General features: G+C 68.5%; 16 protein-coding genes. 8 read left to right on the forward strand and 8 right to left on the reverse strand.

Annotated elements, in window-relative coordinates; all coding sequences use genetic code 11:
- Positions 1-773: 773 nt before the first annotated feature.
- Positions 774-938, reverse strand: coding sequence for a hypothetical protein (locus tag OG989_RS05620; protein ID WP_327029886.1), 165 nt, complete (start codon positions 936-938; stop codon positions 774-776).
- A gap of 99 nt (positions 939-1037) precedes the next feature.
- On the opposite strand from OG989_RS05620, the gene OG989_RS05625 reads away from it, so the two are divergent.
- From OG989_RS05625 to OG989_RS05655, 7 genes are all read left to right on the forward strand, one after another.
- A complete protein-coding gene (locus tag OG989_RS05625; RefSeq protein WP_327029887.1) occupies positions 1038-2243 on the forward strand; it encodes a hypothetical protein in 1206 nt (401 codons plus the stop codon).
- Between the two features lie 329 nt (positions 2244-2572).
- The gene (locus OG989_RS05630) at positions 2573-2815 is read left to right on the forward strand and encodes a hypothetical protein (RefSeq protein ID WP_327029888.1); all 243 of its coding nucleotides are present in this window, start codon (positions 2573-2575) and stop codon (positions 2813-2815) included.
- An 18-nt stretch (positions 2816-2833) separates the two neighbouring features.
- Positions 2834-2980, forward strand: coding sequence for a hypothetical protein (locus tag OG989_RS05635; protein WP_327029889.1), 147 nt, complete (start codon positions 2834-2836; stop codon positions 2978-2980).
- 229 nt (positions 2981-3209) lie between these two features.
- Positions 3210-3743: an RNA polymerase sigma factor gene (locus OG989_RS05640; protein WP_327029890.1), complete on the forward strand. Its 534-nt coding sequence runs from the start codon at positions 3210-3212 to the stop codon at positions 3741-3743.
- Positions 3740-5563, forward strand: a complete 1824-nt coding sequence (locus OG989_RS05645; RefSeq protein ID WP_327029891.1) for a hypothetical protein — start codon at positions 3740-3742, stop codon at positions 5561-5563. The genes OG989_RS05640 and OG989_RS05645 overlap by 4 nt, the downstream gene beginning before the upstream one ends.
- 231 nt (positions 5564-5794) lie before the next feature.
- Positions 5795-6775 carry a hypothetical protein gene (locus tag OG989_RS05650; protein WP_327029892.1) on the forward strand — a complete coding sequence of 327 codons (981 nt, stop codon included), beginning with the start codon at positions 5795-5797 and terminating at the stop codon, positions 6773-6775.
- Positions 6776-7005: 230 nt separating this feature from the next.
- Positions 7006-7545 (forward strand): histidine phosphatase family protein, encoded by a 540-nt coding sequence (locus OG989_RS05655; RefSeq protein ID WP_327029893.1) that lies wholly within the window; start codon positions 7006-7008, stop codon positions 7543-7545.
- 38 nt (positions 7546-7583) lie between these two features.
- On the opposite strand, the gene OG989_RS05660 is transcribed toward OG989_RS05655, so the two are convergent.
- From OG989_RS05660 to OG989_RS05680, 5 genes are all read right to left on the reverse strand, one after another.
- Positions 7584-9074 carry a hypothetical protein gene (locus OG989_RS05660; protein WP_327029894.1) on the reverse strand — a complete coding sequence of 497 codons (1491 nt, stop codon included), beginning with the start codon at positions 9072-9074 and terminating at the stop codon, positions 7584-7586.
- The gene (locus OG989_RS05665; protein ID WP_327029895.1) at positions 9071-9403 is read right to left on the reverse strand and encodes a helix-turn-helix domain-containing protein; all 333 of its coding nucleotides are present in this window, start codon (positions 9401-9403) and stop codon (positions 9071-9073) included. Before OG989_RS05665 ends, OG989_RS05660 begins: the two co-directional genes overlap by 4 nt.
- The gene (locus OG989_RS05670; protein WP_327029896.1) at positions 9400-10524 is read right to left on the reverse strand and encodes a tyrosine-type recombinase/integrase; all 1125 of its coding nucleotides are present in this window, start codon (positions 10522-10524) and stop codon (positions 9400-9402) included. The genes OG989_RS05665 and OG989_RS05670 overlap by 4 nt, the downstream gene beginning before the upstream one ends.
- Positions 10525-10865: 341 nt before the next feature.
- Positions 10866-11138 (reverse strand): hypothetical protein, encoded by a 273-nt coding sequence (locus OG989_RS05675; RefSeq protein WP_327029897.1) that lies wholly within the window; start codon positions 11136-11138, stop codon positions 10866-10868.
- A 156-nt stretch (positions 11139-11294) separates the two neighbouring features.
- The gene (locus tag OG989_RS05680; RefSeq protein WP_327029898.1) at positions 11295-11564 is read right to left on the reverse strand and encodes a hypothetical protein; all 270 of its coding nucleotides are present in this window, start codon (positions 11562-11564) and stop codon (positions 11295-11297) included.
- A gap of 74 nt (positions 11565-11638) precedes the next feature.
- On the opposite strand from OG989_RS05680, the gene OG989_RS05685 reads away from it, so the two are divergent.
- A complete protein-coding gene (locus tag OG989_RS05685) occupies positions 11639-12097 on the forward strand; it encodes an NUDIX hydrolase (protein WP_327029899.1) in 459 nt (152 codons plus the stop codon).
- A gap of 754 nt (positions 12098-12851) precedes the next feature.
- Here the strand turns inward: OG989_RS05685 and OG989_RS05690 are convergent.
- Positions 12852-13913, reverse strand: coding sequence for an aspartate-semialdehyde dehydrogenase (locus OG989_RS05690; RefSeq protein WP_327029900.1), 1062 nt, complete (start codon positions 13911-13913; stop codon positions 12852-12854).
- Between the two features lie 5 nt (positions 13914-13918).
- Positions 13919-15184, reverse strand: coding sequence for an aspartate kinase (locus OG989_RS05695; RefSeq protein ID WP_327029901.1), 1266 nt, complete (start codon positions 15182-15184; stop codon positions 13919-13921).
- Positions 15185-15297 lie beyond the last annotated feature (113 nt).

A 15297-nucleotide genomic window follows, 5' to 3' on the forward strand; every position in this document is an offset into this window, starting at 1 on the left:
GGGCGGGCGTCCGCCCCGGCGGGTGGGGCGGAGGCAGCGCCTCCGCCCCGGTGGTGCTGGTCCGGGCCTCCCGGGGGAGTCGGTTGTTGCGCACAGCGCGGGCCCGCGACGCGGGCCCGCGTACCGCCCCTGGTTGCAGCCAGTGGCCGGCGGTACCCGACCATCATCGGGCACGGAACCGGCCCAACTGAAGCGCGTGAACCAAGCTGAAACGCCGGGACGGCCGCCGCCGGACACCGTTGTCGTCAATGCGCGGAACCGGCGCAGAAAACCGTACGTCCGTCCTGCGCGAACCCGCGACGCGAACGGAATTGTCGATACGCACCGAAAAACAGAAACCCCCCGCTGCAACGGGGGGTTTCCATTTGCGCTTCTTCCGAAATCCGGCCCGGACCAGCAGGCAGCAACTCGGAGGTTTTCCCGATGGAGAAAACCGGTAGCGCTGATCGGCCGACACTGGCAGCCGAGTCGGCTACAGGTTTCCCGATCGGGCGGGATACCTCAACCCACGGAGCCGGACCTGCAACGGGATGAAACACATCGAAGCACGAACATGAGGCAATGCCCCACCCCTTCGGCCCTTCGTCCCATTTAAGCCTTTTGAAGGTTGATCCACCAGCTCCGTCCGGAGAAAGTTTCATCCCAGCGTGATCACACGGCGACCGAGAGTCCGATCGACACTCGGTCACGTTGACACCGATGGCCCGAACAGCCCGAACCGGATCCCCCGAACGTGAGGTTTCACGAGGAGACGGTCCAGGATTATTCGACAGTCAGTTGACAGCCGCCACAACACCCAGGCGGCGCTGCGCCGACAGATCGGCGACCTCAAGGCGTGGATCGTCAAGGACACCCGCCGCGTCGACGTCCTCGACGACGCGGTCAGCCGCCGCCAGGACACCTGCGGCGACAAGTTCGCGGCCACCGTCGCCGGACATCGGTTCACTAAACGCGCCGAGGCCGGCCGGGCCCTGCAACACGCCCTGACCGCCCACTCGCAGGGCCTCGCCTCCACCGACCAGCGTGAAGCCGACGGCGTGGCAGAGTTCGGCGGCTTCCGCGTCGACGCGGTGTTCTGGACCGGCCGCGACGGCCTGCTCGTCGCCCTGAAATTCCACGGAATCCCAGACTCCTCCACCACGATCAGCCTCACCGCCGCGATCGAGGGTGACCCCACCGGCCTGGTCCGCCGTCTGGAGAACCAGCTCACCGACCTCGACAGCACCCGGGACACCGTGCAGGCGCGCATCGCGCAGCAACAGGACGAGATCGACCGGGCCGTCGAGCAACTCGACCAGCCCTTCCCGCGCCGGGCCGAACTGCTGGACACCCGCCGCCGGCTCCGCGCCATCAACGCCGTCATCGACCTCATGGCGGCCCCACCGCCACCCACGCCGAGCGTGCCGCCGGCCGTGCCGGTCACGGTCACCGACTGGATGCCAGCCGACCTGCGCGAGGGCCTGACCCCCGACGAACAGAGCTGGCTCGAACGCCGGGTACAGAACGTCGCCGGCGACAGAGCCGTCCAGCAGGCCGCACGCACCACCGATCTGCCCACCTTTGCCGCCGCCTTCGACACCGCGCTCAGCCACGCGCTGGCCGACCCCGGCAGCACGGAGATGGCCGTGGCCGTCATGCTTCGGTGCGACGAGCCGGACTGGCGCCACGCCCTCTACAGCGCCGCCGGGCAGGCCGTGCACCAGGTCGTGCGCGCTGCCTTGCCACCGGCGCCGGCGGCCTCCACCGCGCCCCCGCAGCGTGACGTCGAGCCGGACCAACCGCAGCCGGTGAGCCCGATGACGCCGGCCGCCATCGTCGCGGCCACCACTCAGGCGGACCGGGCCCTGCTCGACGCCTGCACCAGGCAGGCCGTGCGCGTCGACCACGTTCAGACCGCCGCTCGATCCGGCGACGAAGCGGCCTTCGCCGCCGCCTTCACCACCGCGATGACCACGGCCATCGGTCAGCTCGACGACCCTGCCGACGTCGAGCGCCTCACCGAACTCCACGGCAACGAGGCGTTCCGTGACGGCCTGGCCCAACTCGTGTGGAGCAAACTCACCCCACTGCCCCACGTCGACCAGGACACCGTGCCCGACTCTCGGCCGGCCGACGCCGCAGCGGTCGCGGCCACCGCGTTCCCTACCGCCACCACCGCCGTGCCGACGGCGGCGTCGACACGGTCCGCAGCATCGGCGGTGCACAGACCCGCGCCGACAGCTGAACCGGAGTCTGCCCGGTAGGACAGTGGGCACGGTCAGGGAAGGAGGTGCTGCCGCGCCGCTTCCGGTCCTCGCGCCGTGGCCGGCGCTGCGGTCCGGGTCGGCTTGCCACCGGCTCTCGGACGGCCTCTGTACCGCATAGTGACCCACCTGAGTCGGCGCGGAACCACCACCGTTCGGGCAGCCCGAACCAAGAACCCCACCGCCCCCGGCTCAGGCCCTGGACCTTCACCGGATCACACCCAGGCATCACGAACCGACGGCCCCGACCGACCCCGCCAGCAACCCTGCTAGTGCTTTGAGCAGCGGTTGTTCACACGGCGTCCCCGAACTGGTCCTTGTCTACGAGCGTGCTGTTCGAGCACGGCAGTGACTACCGGAAGGGCTGTCTGTTGTCCAACCCCGCCGTCCGCGGCCTCTGGCTTGCGATCGCCACTCTGACCGCCGCCCTCGTCGGCGCCACCGCCGGACTGCTCGCCTGGGCCGGCGGCCTCAACCCACCCACCGCCGTCCTCACCGGCGGCGGCGCCTTCGCCGGCACCGTCCTGCTCGTCCTCACCGTCGTCCGGTTCACCACCGGCCAGGCGGAGTAGGTCACCCCGATCCGCACGGTGCCCCTTGGCCACGACGTCGAGGGGCTGGTCCTTGTCTACGAGCGCGAGCACGGCAGTGACTACCGGAAGGGCTGCCTGTTGTCCAACCCCGCCGTCCGCGCGGCGACGATCGCGGTGACCGTGATCGTGATGGCCGACCGCTAGCCCCGGAAAAAATCTTGGTCGCGGACTTCACGCGGCACCGTCCGTCCGGTCCTACCACATAGGGGCCGGACGGGCGGCTTCCCGCCGACAGGCCCGGTCCAGGCCCAGCAGGCAATCAGACGTCAAAGTCGACGAGATCGGAGGGCCGCCGGTGGTCCAAGCGGAGAAAGGACTGGCCCCTGCGGCGCCGGAGCCACGCACCGAACACCGGCCGCCCTCGCCCCAGTCCTTGGTCGACGAAGAGTTCAGGGAGTTCTTCAACACGATGTACGCGCCGCTGCTGTCGTTCGCCACCGTGTGGGGCAGGAGCCACCACGACGCGGACGAGGCACTCGGCACCGTCATGGCCGACATGTACGGGCGATGGACCGATATTCGTCACCCGGTCGCGTACGCACGACGCGCAGTCACCTGGGCCATCCTCAAGATCCGCCGAGATCGCGGCGACGACCGATGCTTCCCCGCACCGAGCGATCAGCTACCTGATGGGACGGACGAGGCCCCCGAGTTCGACCAGCTGGAAGGCGAGCAATGGGTGACCCAACTGCTCGCCGAGCTGCCACCAACCCAGTACGCGGTGCTCAGCCGCTTCCTCGCCGGGCTGAGCATGAAGGAGATCTCCGACGAGCTACGCAAGAGCGAGTCGACAATCCGGCAGAACTTCAAGCTGGCTCGCGACCGATTGCGGCTACACGTCAAGGAGTACGACCGAAGAAGATCCGGCCCATCCGCCGGGCAGAGGCCGAGGGAGGAGAACCGATGAACCACGGCGACTTCAACCGCGACCCGGTGGAGAGCGACGAGTTCTTCGGCGAGCTGGCCGACATGATCGACATCGTCGATACGATGACCCACGAGCGGCTCAGTAACGGTGAACTGGACCGCCGTCGCGAGGACATCATAGATCGGGTGCGCCGCCGCAAGGCGGCCGCGCCGATCGCCAGCACCACCCCCGCGAACACGGCGCCGGCACCACGCCCGAAAATGGGCGCGTTCGGCAGCACCAGCAGGAGCACCCTCGACGGGCAAATCAGAATCGGCGCTTGGGAAGTTGAGTGGCAATCGCTGGTTTGCTCGTCACTACTCAAGGGCACCGTGGCGGACACCTTCGCACCCAGCAGCTCGCTTCCTGTGGCGGCCCACGCCGCCGCCCAAGCCGACGTCGAGCACTACCGCGACAGAGCGCTGCAGGAAGCCGCTGCAATCGTCAAGAAGGCGCAGCAGGAAGCCGACGGCCTACGGGCCGAAGCACAGCGGATCCTCGACCAAGCGCGTCGAGAGGCAACGGAGACGGCCACAGTCCAGCCACAAGACGACCAGACAGCTGAACCCATCGGTCCGCTCTCCCGCCACAACGTGCCGCCCAGCCCACCGGGAATCCACTCCTTGTCTCCGGGACACGGGTTGCCAAGGGCATTGGCAGAGCGGCTAACCGCCTCGTTCATTGACCCTTGCAGCGAGTGGCCACCGGCGGTGTTGGTCGTTCCCGCCGCTGCTCCTGCCCAAACGGCCGCATCCCTACTGGGCAGGGACACCGCCGCTGACGCCGGGTGGGACGTTTTTCGCTGTGGAGAACCGGTCGACCCGCTATTGCTCGCGCAGTGCAAAGACACCATTAGCTCAGGTAACGGCGAACGCAATCTCCTACTATTGTTGGCGTACAGCAGCGGTGATTGGGAACGCGTCGCCGATGTGGCGCGGCGCTCGCGCCGTGCCCGTGCCGACGATTGCGAACTGAGCCGCCGGTCGCTACAACGGCTCTGGCGGTCGCTGACAGCTTCGACGGCATACGACGTCGCGGCGCGGCGTCTTCCTGGCCTCTCTGCAGCGCTGGCGCTGTACTCGGATGACTCGACAACCAGCCTTACCGCGTCGCTGCCGATACTGTCGCCGGTGCGTCGAATGCTGCTGGCCTGTGATGTCGAGGGTTTCGCCAAGGCGGCTTCAAGCCTGCAATCGCACTGGCGACAGAAAGTCCGTCTGATTATCGGTGAGGCAGCAGCCGAAGCCGGTTTGGACAGCAACCGCTGGCTACGGCGGGCCAGCGGCGACGGCGAACTCGCAATCCTGCCGGCGGGGACGCCACAGCACACCGTGTTCAATCAGCTGCTGGCCGCCTTGAACCGGCAGTTGCGCGAGCACAACCGCTACGCCGCAGACAAGGCACGGCTGCGTCTGCGAGTGGCAGTGCACGAAGGAGTCGTCACCTCCGACATGACCCACGGCTTCACCGGCCATGCGGCCAACACCGTCAGCCAACTTGTCGATGCACCACCGTTAAGCCAGGCGCTCTCGGAATCCCCGAGTGCCAGCATGGCGGTGGCGATATCGGATCCGCTGTATCAAGACGTGACAAAGCACCAATCGGCAGCCAGACACGAACGGTACTTGCGAATCACCGTGCCACAGACCAAGAACACCTCAGAGGCAGCCTGGGTGCTCGTGCCCGACGAAAGCCTCAAATTTCCGAGCTGGCAGGGAGAAACCACAGAAGCCCACCCTGCAAACAGTCGGCGCTTCGCCGGGCAACACGACCACCCGGTCAACTCACCGACGCGGCCGGGATTGCTGTCGGCCACCTAGAACATCAATAGCTACAGAAAGGATTCAGCTAGTGAGACCGGGCATGGGACTGCGTAGATCTTCGTGTTTGACTTGGGCATGCTCCGTTAGACAGGACGCCGGGCCTGCCCAACGGGCCACATCATGGCAGACAAAAATGAAGCCTGCCGTCATTGCGTGCCTTTAACGGCCTGCCGGTAGCTTCCGGGGGAGTTCTCCCCGGCTGCCCACACCTCACCGACAAGGAAGATCATGGACGACACCGTAGCGACGCGGGACGCGCTACTCGACTGGGCCTATGACCAGGCCGGCGGCGACACCATGAGCGATGTCCCGGTCACGCCATTCGCGGAAGAACGTGCTCTCGACCTCGACACCGGCTTCACGCTGGTGGACATCTGTGTAGCCAGCGGCCTGGCTCGGTCCGCGTCCACGTTCGGGAATCCGAGCATCATGCTGACTCCAGACGGGCTGACTTACGTGCAGAAGCGCCGCCGGCGCCGGGAAGATCCGGCGCTGCGCGCTGCCGCCGCCCGTAACGAACTGCTGCGGTGGATGTACCGCCAGCACATCGCCGGGGTCCACATGCCCCTCCCGAGCGGGTTCATCTCGGCTCCCGAGGCGACCTTCGAGGGCAGCGCGTTCACCAAGAAGGAGATCGAGCTGGCTGCCCAATACCTCGCGAAGCGGGAACTGATCAAAGGCCCCGGCGCGTTCGGCCACACCGGCCCGCTGCGGGCCGACATCACCCCGGATGGCATGGACTGCGTCGCCGATTGGAGCGCCAACGTGTCCGCCTACCTGCGCCGTCAAGAGCCCACGGTCTCGACGTCGACCTCGACATACAACGGCCCCGTGTTCAACCACAGCAGCGCGAACGGGGCGCAGATCGCCTGGAACAACGAGTCGGTGACTCAGAACAACAACCGGGTCGAACAGGTCGCCCCGGGGTACGAGGCGCTCGCCAAGGCGCTGACCGAGGTGCTGCAACAGGTTTCGGCCATGGGCCTGTCCGAGGAAGCCCGGGAAGACGTCGACGCGGCCAGCAACGAGATCCTCGCCGAGATCGTCCGGGACGAACCGCGGCCCGGGCCGATCCGGCGGGCCGCGACGATCCTTCGCACCTGGCTCACTCCGATCGCCGCCGCCGGCACGGCCGGAGTCAGCCTGGGCGTAAGCGAAGGTGCGCAAGAAGCGGCGCGCACCGCCATCGAGCTGATCTCGCCGTTCTAACCGCTCTTGCTGGACTCCACGTACGGCGCGCCGTACGTGGAGTCCAGCAAGAATTTCGTGCGCGTCCGCGGCTGGCGGGCACCGTCGCATTGGGGCTCACCCTCGGTGGACCGGCGGGTGATACTGGTGAGACCGCCTATTGAACTGTCGTGTGTTCCCGGCGTGGGTAAGACCAATGGTCACCGTGTGCTACGAGTCGGAGCTTGGAGCGTTCCCTGTAGCCTCGCGTGATGCCGATCGAGATCGTGTTCGAGACCCATGCGCTGAGCGAGGACAACGAGCGTGGCATCGCCACTGGTTGGCTTCCCGGGCGCCTTTGCGAGCAGGGCCGAGCCAACGCCGCCGACATGGGCCGACGTCGACGCGATGACGGCATCGCCGCGGTGTTCACCTCGGACTTGCGCCGCGCGGCGGAGACTGCGGAGATCGCGTTCGGCGACACCGACATTCCGATCCTCTATGACTGGCGGCTGCGCGAGTGTGACTTCGGCACCCGCAACGGCTCACCTGGGGCCGAGGTCAAGAAGGACCGCCTCGACTACTGCGATCGTCCCTATCCCGGCGGCGAAAGTCATGAGCAGGCGATCGCGCGGGTGGTCGGGTTCCTCGCCGATCTGCCGTCCAGGTGGACTGGACGACGCGTCATGCTGATCGGGCACCTCGCGACGTACCGGGCGCTGGAACACGTAACCACCGGCCTGACCGTGCGGGAACTGGTCGCGGCCGATTTCGAGTGGCAAGCCCAAGGTTGGGAGTATCAGCTCGCCTGATCGTCACGCAAGGCCGGTGCTGACTACGGTTTCCTGCCCTACCTGCCGTTGGCGCCGGCGGCGTAACTGGACCAGGTAGTGCCAGCCTCGGCGGCAAGGCGTGCGGTTGTGACCTGGTGGTAGCGGAGCGCAGCGGCGACGATCGGAGCGGGCAGGTCGAGGACGTGCTGGCGGATCGCCGCGGCGCGGGCGGCGGTCGCGGGGATGCCGAGGTCGTGGACCAGCGCGGACAGTGTGTCGGAGCGGAGTGGCTGGCCGGCGCGGCGGCCGGGGAAGAGCCAGCGGGATTCGCGGTTCGTGGCGGTGGCCATATTGCTGCGCTGGCCGAGGTACTCGAGCAGCAGAGCGGCAACCGGCCCGGGCGCCGGTGATGGCGGGTCACCGAGCCGCAGCAGAACTTGGTCGCCGTTGCGGATGACGTCGTCGATGGTGAGCTGGGTGGTCCGGCTGAGCGGCTGGGCGTAGAGCAGCAGGATCACGGCGGCGACCCGGCTGCGCAGCGGTGAGCTGTCGTCGGCGAGGACGTGGCCGAGCAGCGCGGTGCGGTCGCGCTCGGGCATCGGGGCGCCGCCGGGGCTTTGCGCGGCGGGCAGCTCGAAACGGCGAGTCAGTCGGGCCTTGGCTGACCACTGCAAGAACGCCCGGACGTTGACGCGGTTGCTGTTGGCCTGCTCGACGGACCAAGCATCGACATCAGCCTGAGTGCAGTCGGCGAGCTGGCGGCCGTGGCTGGCGAGCCAGCCGAGCAGTGCGGTGGCCTGGAGGACCTGCTCGCCGGCGTAGCGGCGCCCGGCCGGGCTGATCGGGCGGACCTCGGCGCGAGTCCGGAGCTGGGGCAGGACGTGCCAGGTCGCGAACCGGCGCAGAATCTGGGCGTGCTCGGCTTCGACGACGCCGGCGAGGTGCTCGTGGAGCCATCGCTCGAACAGCAGGATCTGCTTGTCGACGGCAGGTAGCAGGCCGCAGGCCATGAGCAGTTCGCGCAGGTGCGCGGCCGCGCGCCAGGGCTGCAGCGTCCGGAACGCTTCGTGGGCCAGTGGGATCTCCTCACGGGCCAGGCCGCGGAGCAGGTCGGCCGCCGCGCCGCGGCTGGCGGACAGCCAGGTCAGCCCGGAGAGCGGCTTGTCCATGCCGCGCAGTTGCTCGGCGAGTGGAACCAGGCGTGGGTGGATGCGGCCGGTGTCGTCGTCGAGTAATTCGGCGATCCGGTCGGCGAGGGTGCAGCGGGTGCAGCGGCGGCCGCCGTGCAGCTTGCCTTCGTGGCCGCAGCGGGAGCAGGCGTAGGACATGGTGAACCCGGCGCAGTCCGGACAGATCGCGGCGCCGTCGTCCGGGCGCAGGCCGGGCAGGATCCGGTCGGTGCCGCAGCCAGGGCAACGGCCGTGCTGGCGGAGAGCCCGATCGTGGCAGGTGCGACAGACGTGCCCGTCAGGCCAGCGGCCAGCGAAGCAGCCGTGCCGGCCGCAACGGGCGCAGTCACGCTTGTGCCAGCGTTCGTACTGCTCGGCGGTGGTGTAGGCGGGGCTCATTCGTCAGGCAGGATCAGGGCCGGCCGGGGCCGGAACTTTCCACCGGTGGGCGGGGCGGGCAGGTCGCCGGTGGCGGTCTTGCGGACGCCGGCGTTCTGGGCGCTGGTGGTGATCAGCTCGGCGGGGGTGCAGCCGAGGATGTCGCAGAACGCGGACAGCACCTGCAGCGACAGCCGTTCGGGGGTGCCGGAGACCAGCCGGTGGACCTGCGAGGCGGACAGGTCGATGCCGCGCTCGTGTAGCAGCGGCACCAGTTCGGTGGCGGTGAAGATCTTGTGCTGGGCCATCACCTCGCGCAACCGCCAGTCGTAGCTGACCTTGCGTTTCATGCCTTCCTCCCGGTCTGGGTGGCGAGCGCGGCCGCGGTCGTGGCGTCCAGGTGACGGCGCAGGGTGCTGGTGCGGTAGTCCGAGGAGACGCAGGTGTAGATCGAGGTGGTGGAGGCGTGTTCGTGGCCGACCTGCTCCTGCACGAACCGGGCGTCGTGGCCGGCCTCGATGAGGTGGGTGACGTAGGAGCGGCGGAACGAGTGGAAGTCCAGGCCCGCGTCGAGGCCGAGGGCATCGCGGTAGACGACGAACCGGGAGTTCAGCCGCTGGTTGCCGACCCGATGGCCACGTTCGGACGGCCACGCCGCCGGGTTGCCGTCGACGCCGAACAGCGGCCTGCCCTCGCTGAACCACTCGTCGAGCACGTCGGTCGTCCAGCCGAAGACCGTCAGTACGCTGCGCCGTTTCGGCGGCGAGCCCTTCTTGGCCTTGCCGTGCCGGACGTAGCAGACGCCGTACTCGCCGAACTCCGTCCCGCGGGGGTTGCGGCCGAAGTCGGTCGCATCCAGCATCCGGGTTTCGTTGCGGCGCAGCCCGTAGGCGTACGCGGTCTTGAACAGGGTCGCGTCGCGGAACGCCGGCAGCCAGCCCTTGCGGCCGAAGCTACGGATGCGGTCCACCTGGTCGTCGCAGTAGGAGAAGAAGGTGTGCAGCTCGCGGAGGGTGAACGCCCGCTTCGCGGCGTCGGCCTCGTTCTCCTGGGCGTGCACCGCGGTGTTCCACTCGTGGACCACTTGGATCGGGTGCGACCCGAACCGGGCCTCGCACTGCTGCGTCCAGTCGTAGGCCGGGTCGGTGACGTACTGGCAGAACGAGCGCACCGCGTCCTGATAGGAGCGGATCGTGGTCCGCTTGACGTGCCGGATCGAGCGCAGATCACCGAGCCACTCGTCGAGCATCTGCGGCATCCACTGCCACGGGAACGCGTTGGCCGCCGCGGCGAACGCGCGGACCGTGGCCCGCCTGCCCTCGACCGTGCTCGCCGCGAGGTTGCGCGCCAGTTGCTGGTTGCGCCACCCGTCGAGCATCGCGTCGAACACCTGCTCGGCCGGCCGCAGCAACGGCACGCCGTCGACCACATGCAGCCGCGCCGCGCCCGGCATTGGTCCGTTGAACCCCATCCGAAACCACCCTCCGTCACTCGCATCCAACGCGTGGATCTCGCATCAGATGCGACCGCAGCCGCGTTTGGGCTGGTCAAGTCATCGAAGTGGGACGGCGGAAATCGGCGGGAATCACGTCCGCTACGGTGGAATCCGACTCTCAAGAGGTCGCGTATGCCCTGGTCAAAGCCCTGCGATCGCGCGGCGAAGCGGACACGCAAAGTGTCGCGAGTTCGCATCAGATGCAATACGCGGCAGAAGGAACATCGGAGCGATAAGTAACGCTAAGGATGATCTTGATGTGGATCGAGCGGGCGCCGATGTCGGTGCCCGCTCAATAGTTGGTGACGCTCGGGGACTTACTGCTCGGTCAGGTCGGGTCGCCACATCTGGATCTGAGCGTCGAGGTCGCCATCACGGAGGTCGTTGAGCGCGGCCATGTAGCCGATCTCGCAGGCGTTTACCAGCATCTTGATGACTTCGGTCGGTGCGTCTTGGTAGCCGTAGGCGGACCAGACGTTGGCGATCGCCTCGTACGCCTGGCGGCCGTCGGCGGGGTCATGCTCGGTGTTGGCGTGCAGGTTCGCGATCGCCTCAGACCATTGATGGACGTCGTACTCCGAGTAAGGCATGACGGCAAGTATGCGCGCGGTGCCGCGGTACCGAGGCTTCTGCGCACTTACGGCAGGCCGCCGACCTTGAACGGTTCCGCAGCGAGCTGGCCACCGCGCAGACCGCCCTGGCCACGGCCCGCGCCGCCGGGAAGAATCGCAAGCGGTCCGGTTGTGTCACTGCCCCCTGCTTCCGAGGAGTTCCCGCAGCGTGGCACCGTCGCGGTCGAGGATGTCCTGAACCTGTTCGGTGTCGCGTGGCCGCAGTGTGCGCCGCCGCGCCGCCCACTCGTCCCGGCGGCTAGTCCACTGCCGTGCAGCTGCGGCATTCTGCTGCGATTCTGCCTCGTCGGCTTTGGTGCTGGCGATGCCGATCAATTGAGCGAGGACGTCAATGGCCGCTTCAAACCCGACGGCTTGGCCTTGCGAGATCGTGTCGCGTTCCATGGCGTGGTCCTTCCGTATGGTGGGCGGTAAGGTCAGGATCCCACTGAGGATCTTGGAACGATGAGGGACTGCAGTTGCCGGACTACATCGGATGGTTGCGACAGCAGGTCGGCCAAGCCCCGATCTTCCTGAACTTCGCGGGCGCGTGTGTGCTGCATGACGGCCAGGTGCTGCTGCAACGTCGCAGTGACGACGGCTGCTGGGGGCTACCGGGTGGCGCCATGGAGCTCGGCGAGTCGGCCGAGGAGGCGGCGGTGCGGGAAGTCGCCGAAGAGACCGGACTGCAGGTGCAGATTGACGGCCTGCTGGGTGTGTGCACCAAGTACCGCCATGTCTACCCGAATGGCGACGTCACGCAGCCGATTACGGTGTTCTTCCGCTGCTCCGTCGCCGGAGGCCAGCTGACCGAGGGCGACAGTGAAACCCAGGAGCTGCGCTTCTTCGCGTTGTCCGCCCTGCCGCCGCTGAGCCACCAACAGCACACCGACGCGCTTGAGGACCTGCGGGCGGGCCGAGTCGGCGTTCACCGATAGCGGATACGCCACAATCAGCGGCCCCGTTCGGCATCGCCGGGTCCACGCTGGGCAGTGATGCCTTCCGGGCGCAAAGCCGTCTGCGGCGCAGGAGACGCTGCAGTCCGCAGTCCCCGTGCAGGGAAGGCGCGCGCCGCGACGAACGTTCGCGCATTCTCAGCCACGACGGCGGCGATCTTCTCGCTGATAGCGGGCGTGCCCACCACGAACGCCTCGCACTCCCTCCCCCATAACCGAACGCCTGACGTGGCGCCCGATGGGAGGTTGTCGTCCTCATGACATCGCTCCCTATAGGACAGTATCGGGGTGATGCATCGCGCTCGCGACTACCAACAGTTGGGACTGCATAGATTCCCACGCTTTGAGGACCTGGACGGCCCCGACGCCCGAGGCGAACGAGCCGCCGTCGGGAAGGGTTAGGACTGCGCCGGCAAGGCGGGCTGGCCGTAGGTGGTGTCGAACCAGCGAATGAAGCCATGGTGTTGCCCCATTGAGCGGTGATCCGGTCGTGGATTGCACGCTGGTCGTGGCCGGGTAGGAACTGCCGGGCGCCAGCGACAACGCCGGCGCAGCGGTCTTCCGCGTCTTCACGACGCGATCACGTCCAAGGAGATCTCGTCCCCGCACGCGCGGGGTCTTCCGATGCTCGCCGTGGTCGCACCCCGCGTATGGGACTCGTCCCCGCACGGCAGCGACTCGGAGCGTCGCGCGGGCAGCGCCTCGGCACGCCGCCGTGAGACGTGCCGGGGGTGGCTCAGCGGGGGGTGAGTTCCTTGGCGAGGAGTTCGGCTATCTGGGCCGTGTTCAGGGCGGCGCCCTTGCGGAGGTTGTCGCCGGTGACGAAGAAGTCCAGGGCGCGGGGGTCGTCGACGGCGCGGCGGATCCGGCCCACCCAGGACGGGTCGGTGCCGACCGCGTCGATCGGCATCGGGAACTCGCCCGCGGCCGGGTCGTCGACCAGGATCACCCCGGGCGCGTTCCGCAGCACCTCGCGGGCGCCCTCGGCGTCCACCTCGGTGGCGAAGACCGCGTGCACCGCGACGGAGTGGCCGGTCACCACCGGCACCCGTACGCAGGTGGCGGAGACCTTCAGGTCGGGCAACCCGAGGATCTTGCGCGACTCGTTGCGCAGCTTCATCTCCTCGGACGACCATCCCGCGTCGGCCAGGGAACCCGCCCAGGGCACCACGTTGAGCGCCAGCGGCGCGGGGAACGGGCCCACGTCGTCGCCGACCGCCTGGCGTACGTCGCCGGGGCGGGAGCCGAGCACCCGGTCCCCCGCGATCTTGGTGAGCTGGGCGTGCAGGGTGTCCACGCCGTTCTGGCCGGCGCCGGAGGCCGCCTGGTAGGAGGCGAGCACGAGTTCGCGCAGCCCGTACTCGCGGTGCAGCGGGGCGATCGCGATGATCATCGCCAGCGTGGTGCAGTTGGCGTTGGCGATGATCCCCTTCGGCCGGTTGCGTACCTGCTCGGGGTTGATCTCCGGCACCACCAGCGGGACGTCGCGGTCCATCCGGAAGGCGCCGGAGTTGTCCACCGCGACGGCCCCGTGGCCGACCGCGATCGGGGCCCACCGCGCCGAGACCTCGTCCGGGACGTCGAACATCGCCACGTCGACGCCGTCGAACGCCTCCGGGGTCAGCGCCTGGACGGTCAGCTCCTCGCCCCGGCACCGCAGCCGCCGCCCGACCGAGCGCTCGGAGGCGAGCAGCCGGATCTCGCCCCAGACGTTCTTGCGGCCGCTGAGCAGCTCGCACATCACCGTGCCGACGGCACCGGTCGCCCCGACCACGGCCAGGGTGGGCAGCGGCGACACGGTGGCTACCGTCCCGTTCCCGCGTAGACGACGGCCTCGGTGTCGCCGCCGAGGTCGAAGGCCTCGTGGATGGCGCGTACGGCGGCGTCCAGGTCGGTGTCGCGGCAGACCACGGAGACCCGGATCTCCGAGGTGGAGATCATCTCGATGTTCACCCCGGCCGAGCCGAGGGCGGCGAAGAAGCCGGCCGCGACGCCGGGGTGCGAGCGCATGCCGGCCCCGATCAGCGAGACCTTGCCGACGTGGTCGTCGTAGAGCAGGCCCTTGAACTTGACCGACTCCTGGATCTTGCTCAGGGCGGCCATGGCCGTCGGGCCGTCGGCCTTGGGCAGCGTGAAGGAGATGTCCGTGCGGCCCGTGCCCTCGGTGGACACGTTCTGCACGATCATGTCGAGGTTGATCTCGGCGCCGGCCACGGTGTCGAAGATCCGCGCGGCGGCGCCCGGCTCGTCGGGCACCCCCACGATCGTGATCTTGGCTTCGCTGCGGTCGTGCGCGACCCCGGTGATCAGTGCCTGCTCCACGGGAAGGTCCTCCATCGATCCGGTGACCATCGTGCCGGTGTTGGTCGAGTATGACGAACGGACGTGGATCGGCAAGCCCGCCCGGCGGGCGTACTCCACGCTGCGCAGGTGCAGGATCTTGGCGCCGCAGGCGGCCAGCTCCAGCATCTCCTCGTAGGTGATCTGGGTGATGTGCCGCGCGTTCGGCACGATCCGCGGGTCGGCGGTGAAGACGCCGTCCACGTCGGTGTAGATCTCGCAGACGTCCGCGTGCAGCGCGGCGGCGAGCGCCACGGCGGTGGTGTCGGAACCGCCCCGGCCCAGCGTCGTGACGTCCTTGGTGTCCTGCGAGACGCCCTGGAAGCCGGCGACGATGACCACCGCGCCCTCGTCGAGCGCGCCCTTGAGCCGCCCCGGCGTGACGTCGATGATCCGCGCCCGGCCGTGCACCGACGTGGTGATCACGCCCGCCTGCGAGCCGGTGAACGAGCGGGCCTCGTACCCCAGGTTGTGGATGGCCATGGCGAGCAGCGCCATGGAGATCCGCTCCCCGGCGGTGAGCAGCATGTCCAGCTCGCGGCCCGGCGGCAACGGGCTGACCTGGTTGGCCAGGTCGAGCAGCTCGTCGGTCGTGTCCCCCATGGCGGAGACCACCACGACGACGTCGTCACCGGCCTTGCGGGCGGCCACGATGCGCTCGGCCACCCGCTTGATCCGCTCCGCGTTGGCGACGGAGGACCCGCCGTACTTCTGCACCACGAGTGCCACGACGGTGCACTCCCTCCCAGCGACGACCCTGAGCGTGCCGACGCCGCCGGATCAGGGCCGGCGGCGCGTGTCAGACGCACCCAGGGTATCGGTCGGGCAACTCGGCCGGGTCA

The organism is Micromonospora sp. NBC_01740 (genome assembly GCF_035920365.1).
GTDB classification, from domain to species: Bacteria; Actinomycetota; Actinomycetes; order Mycobacteriales; family Micromonosporaceae; genus Micromonospora; species Micromonospora reichwaldensis.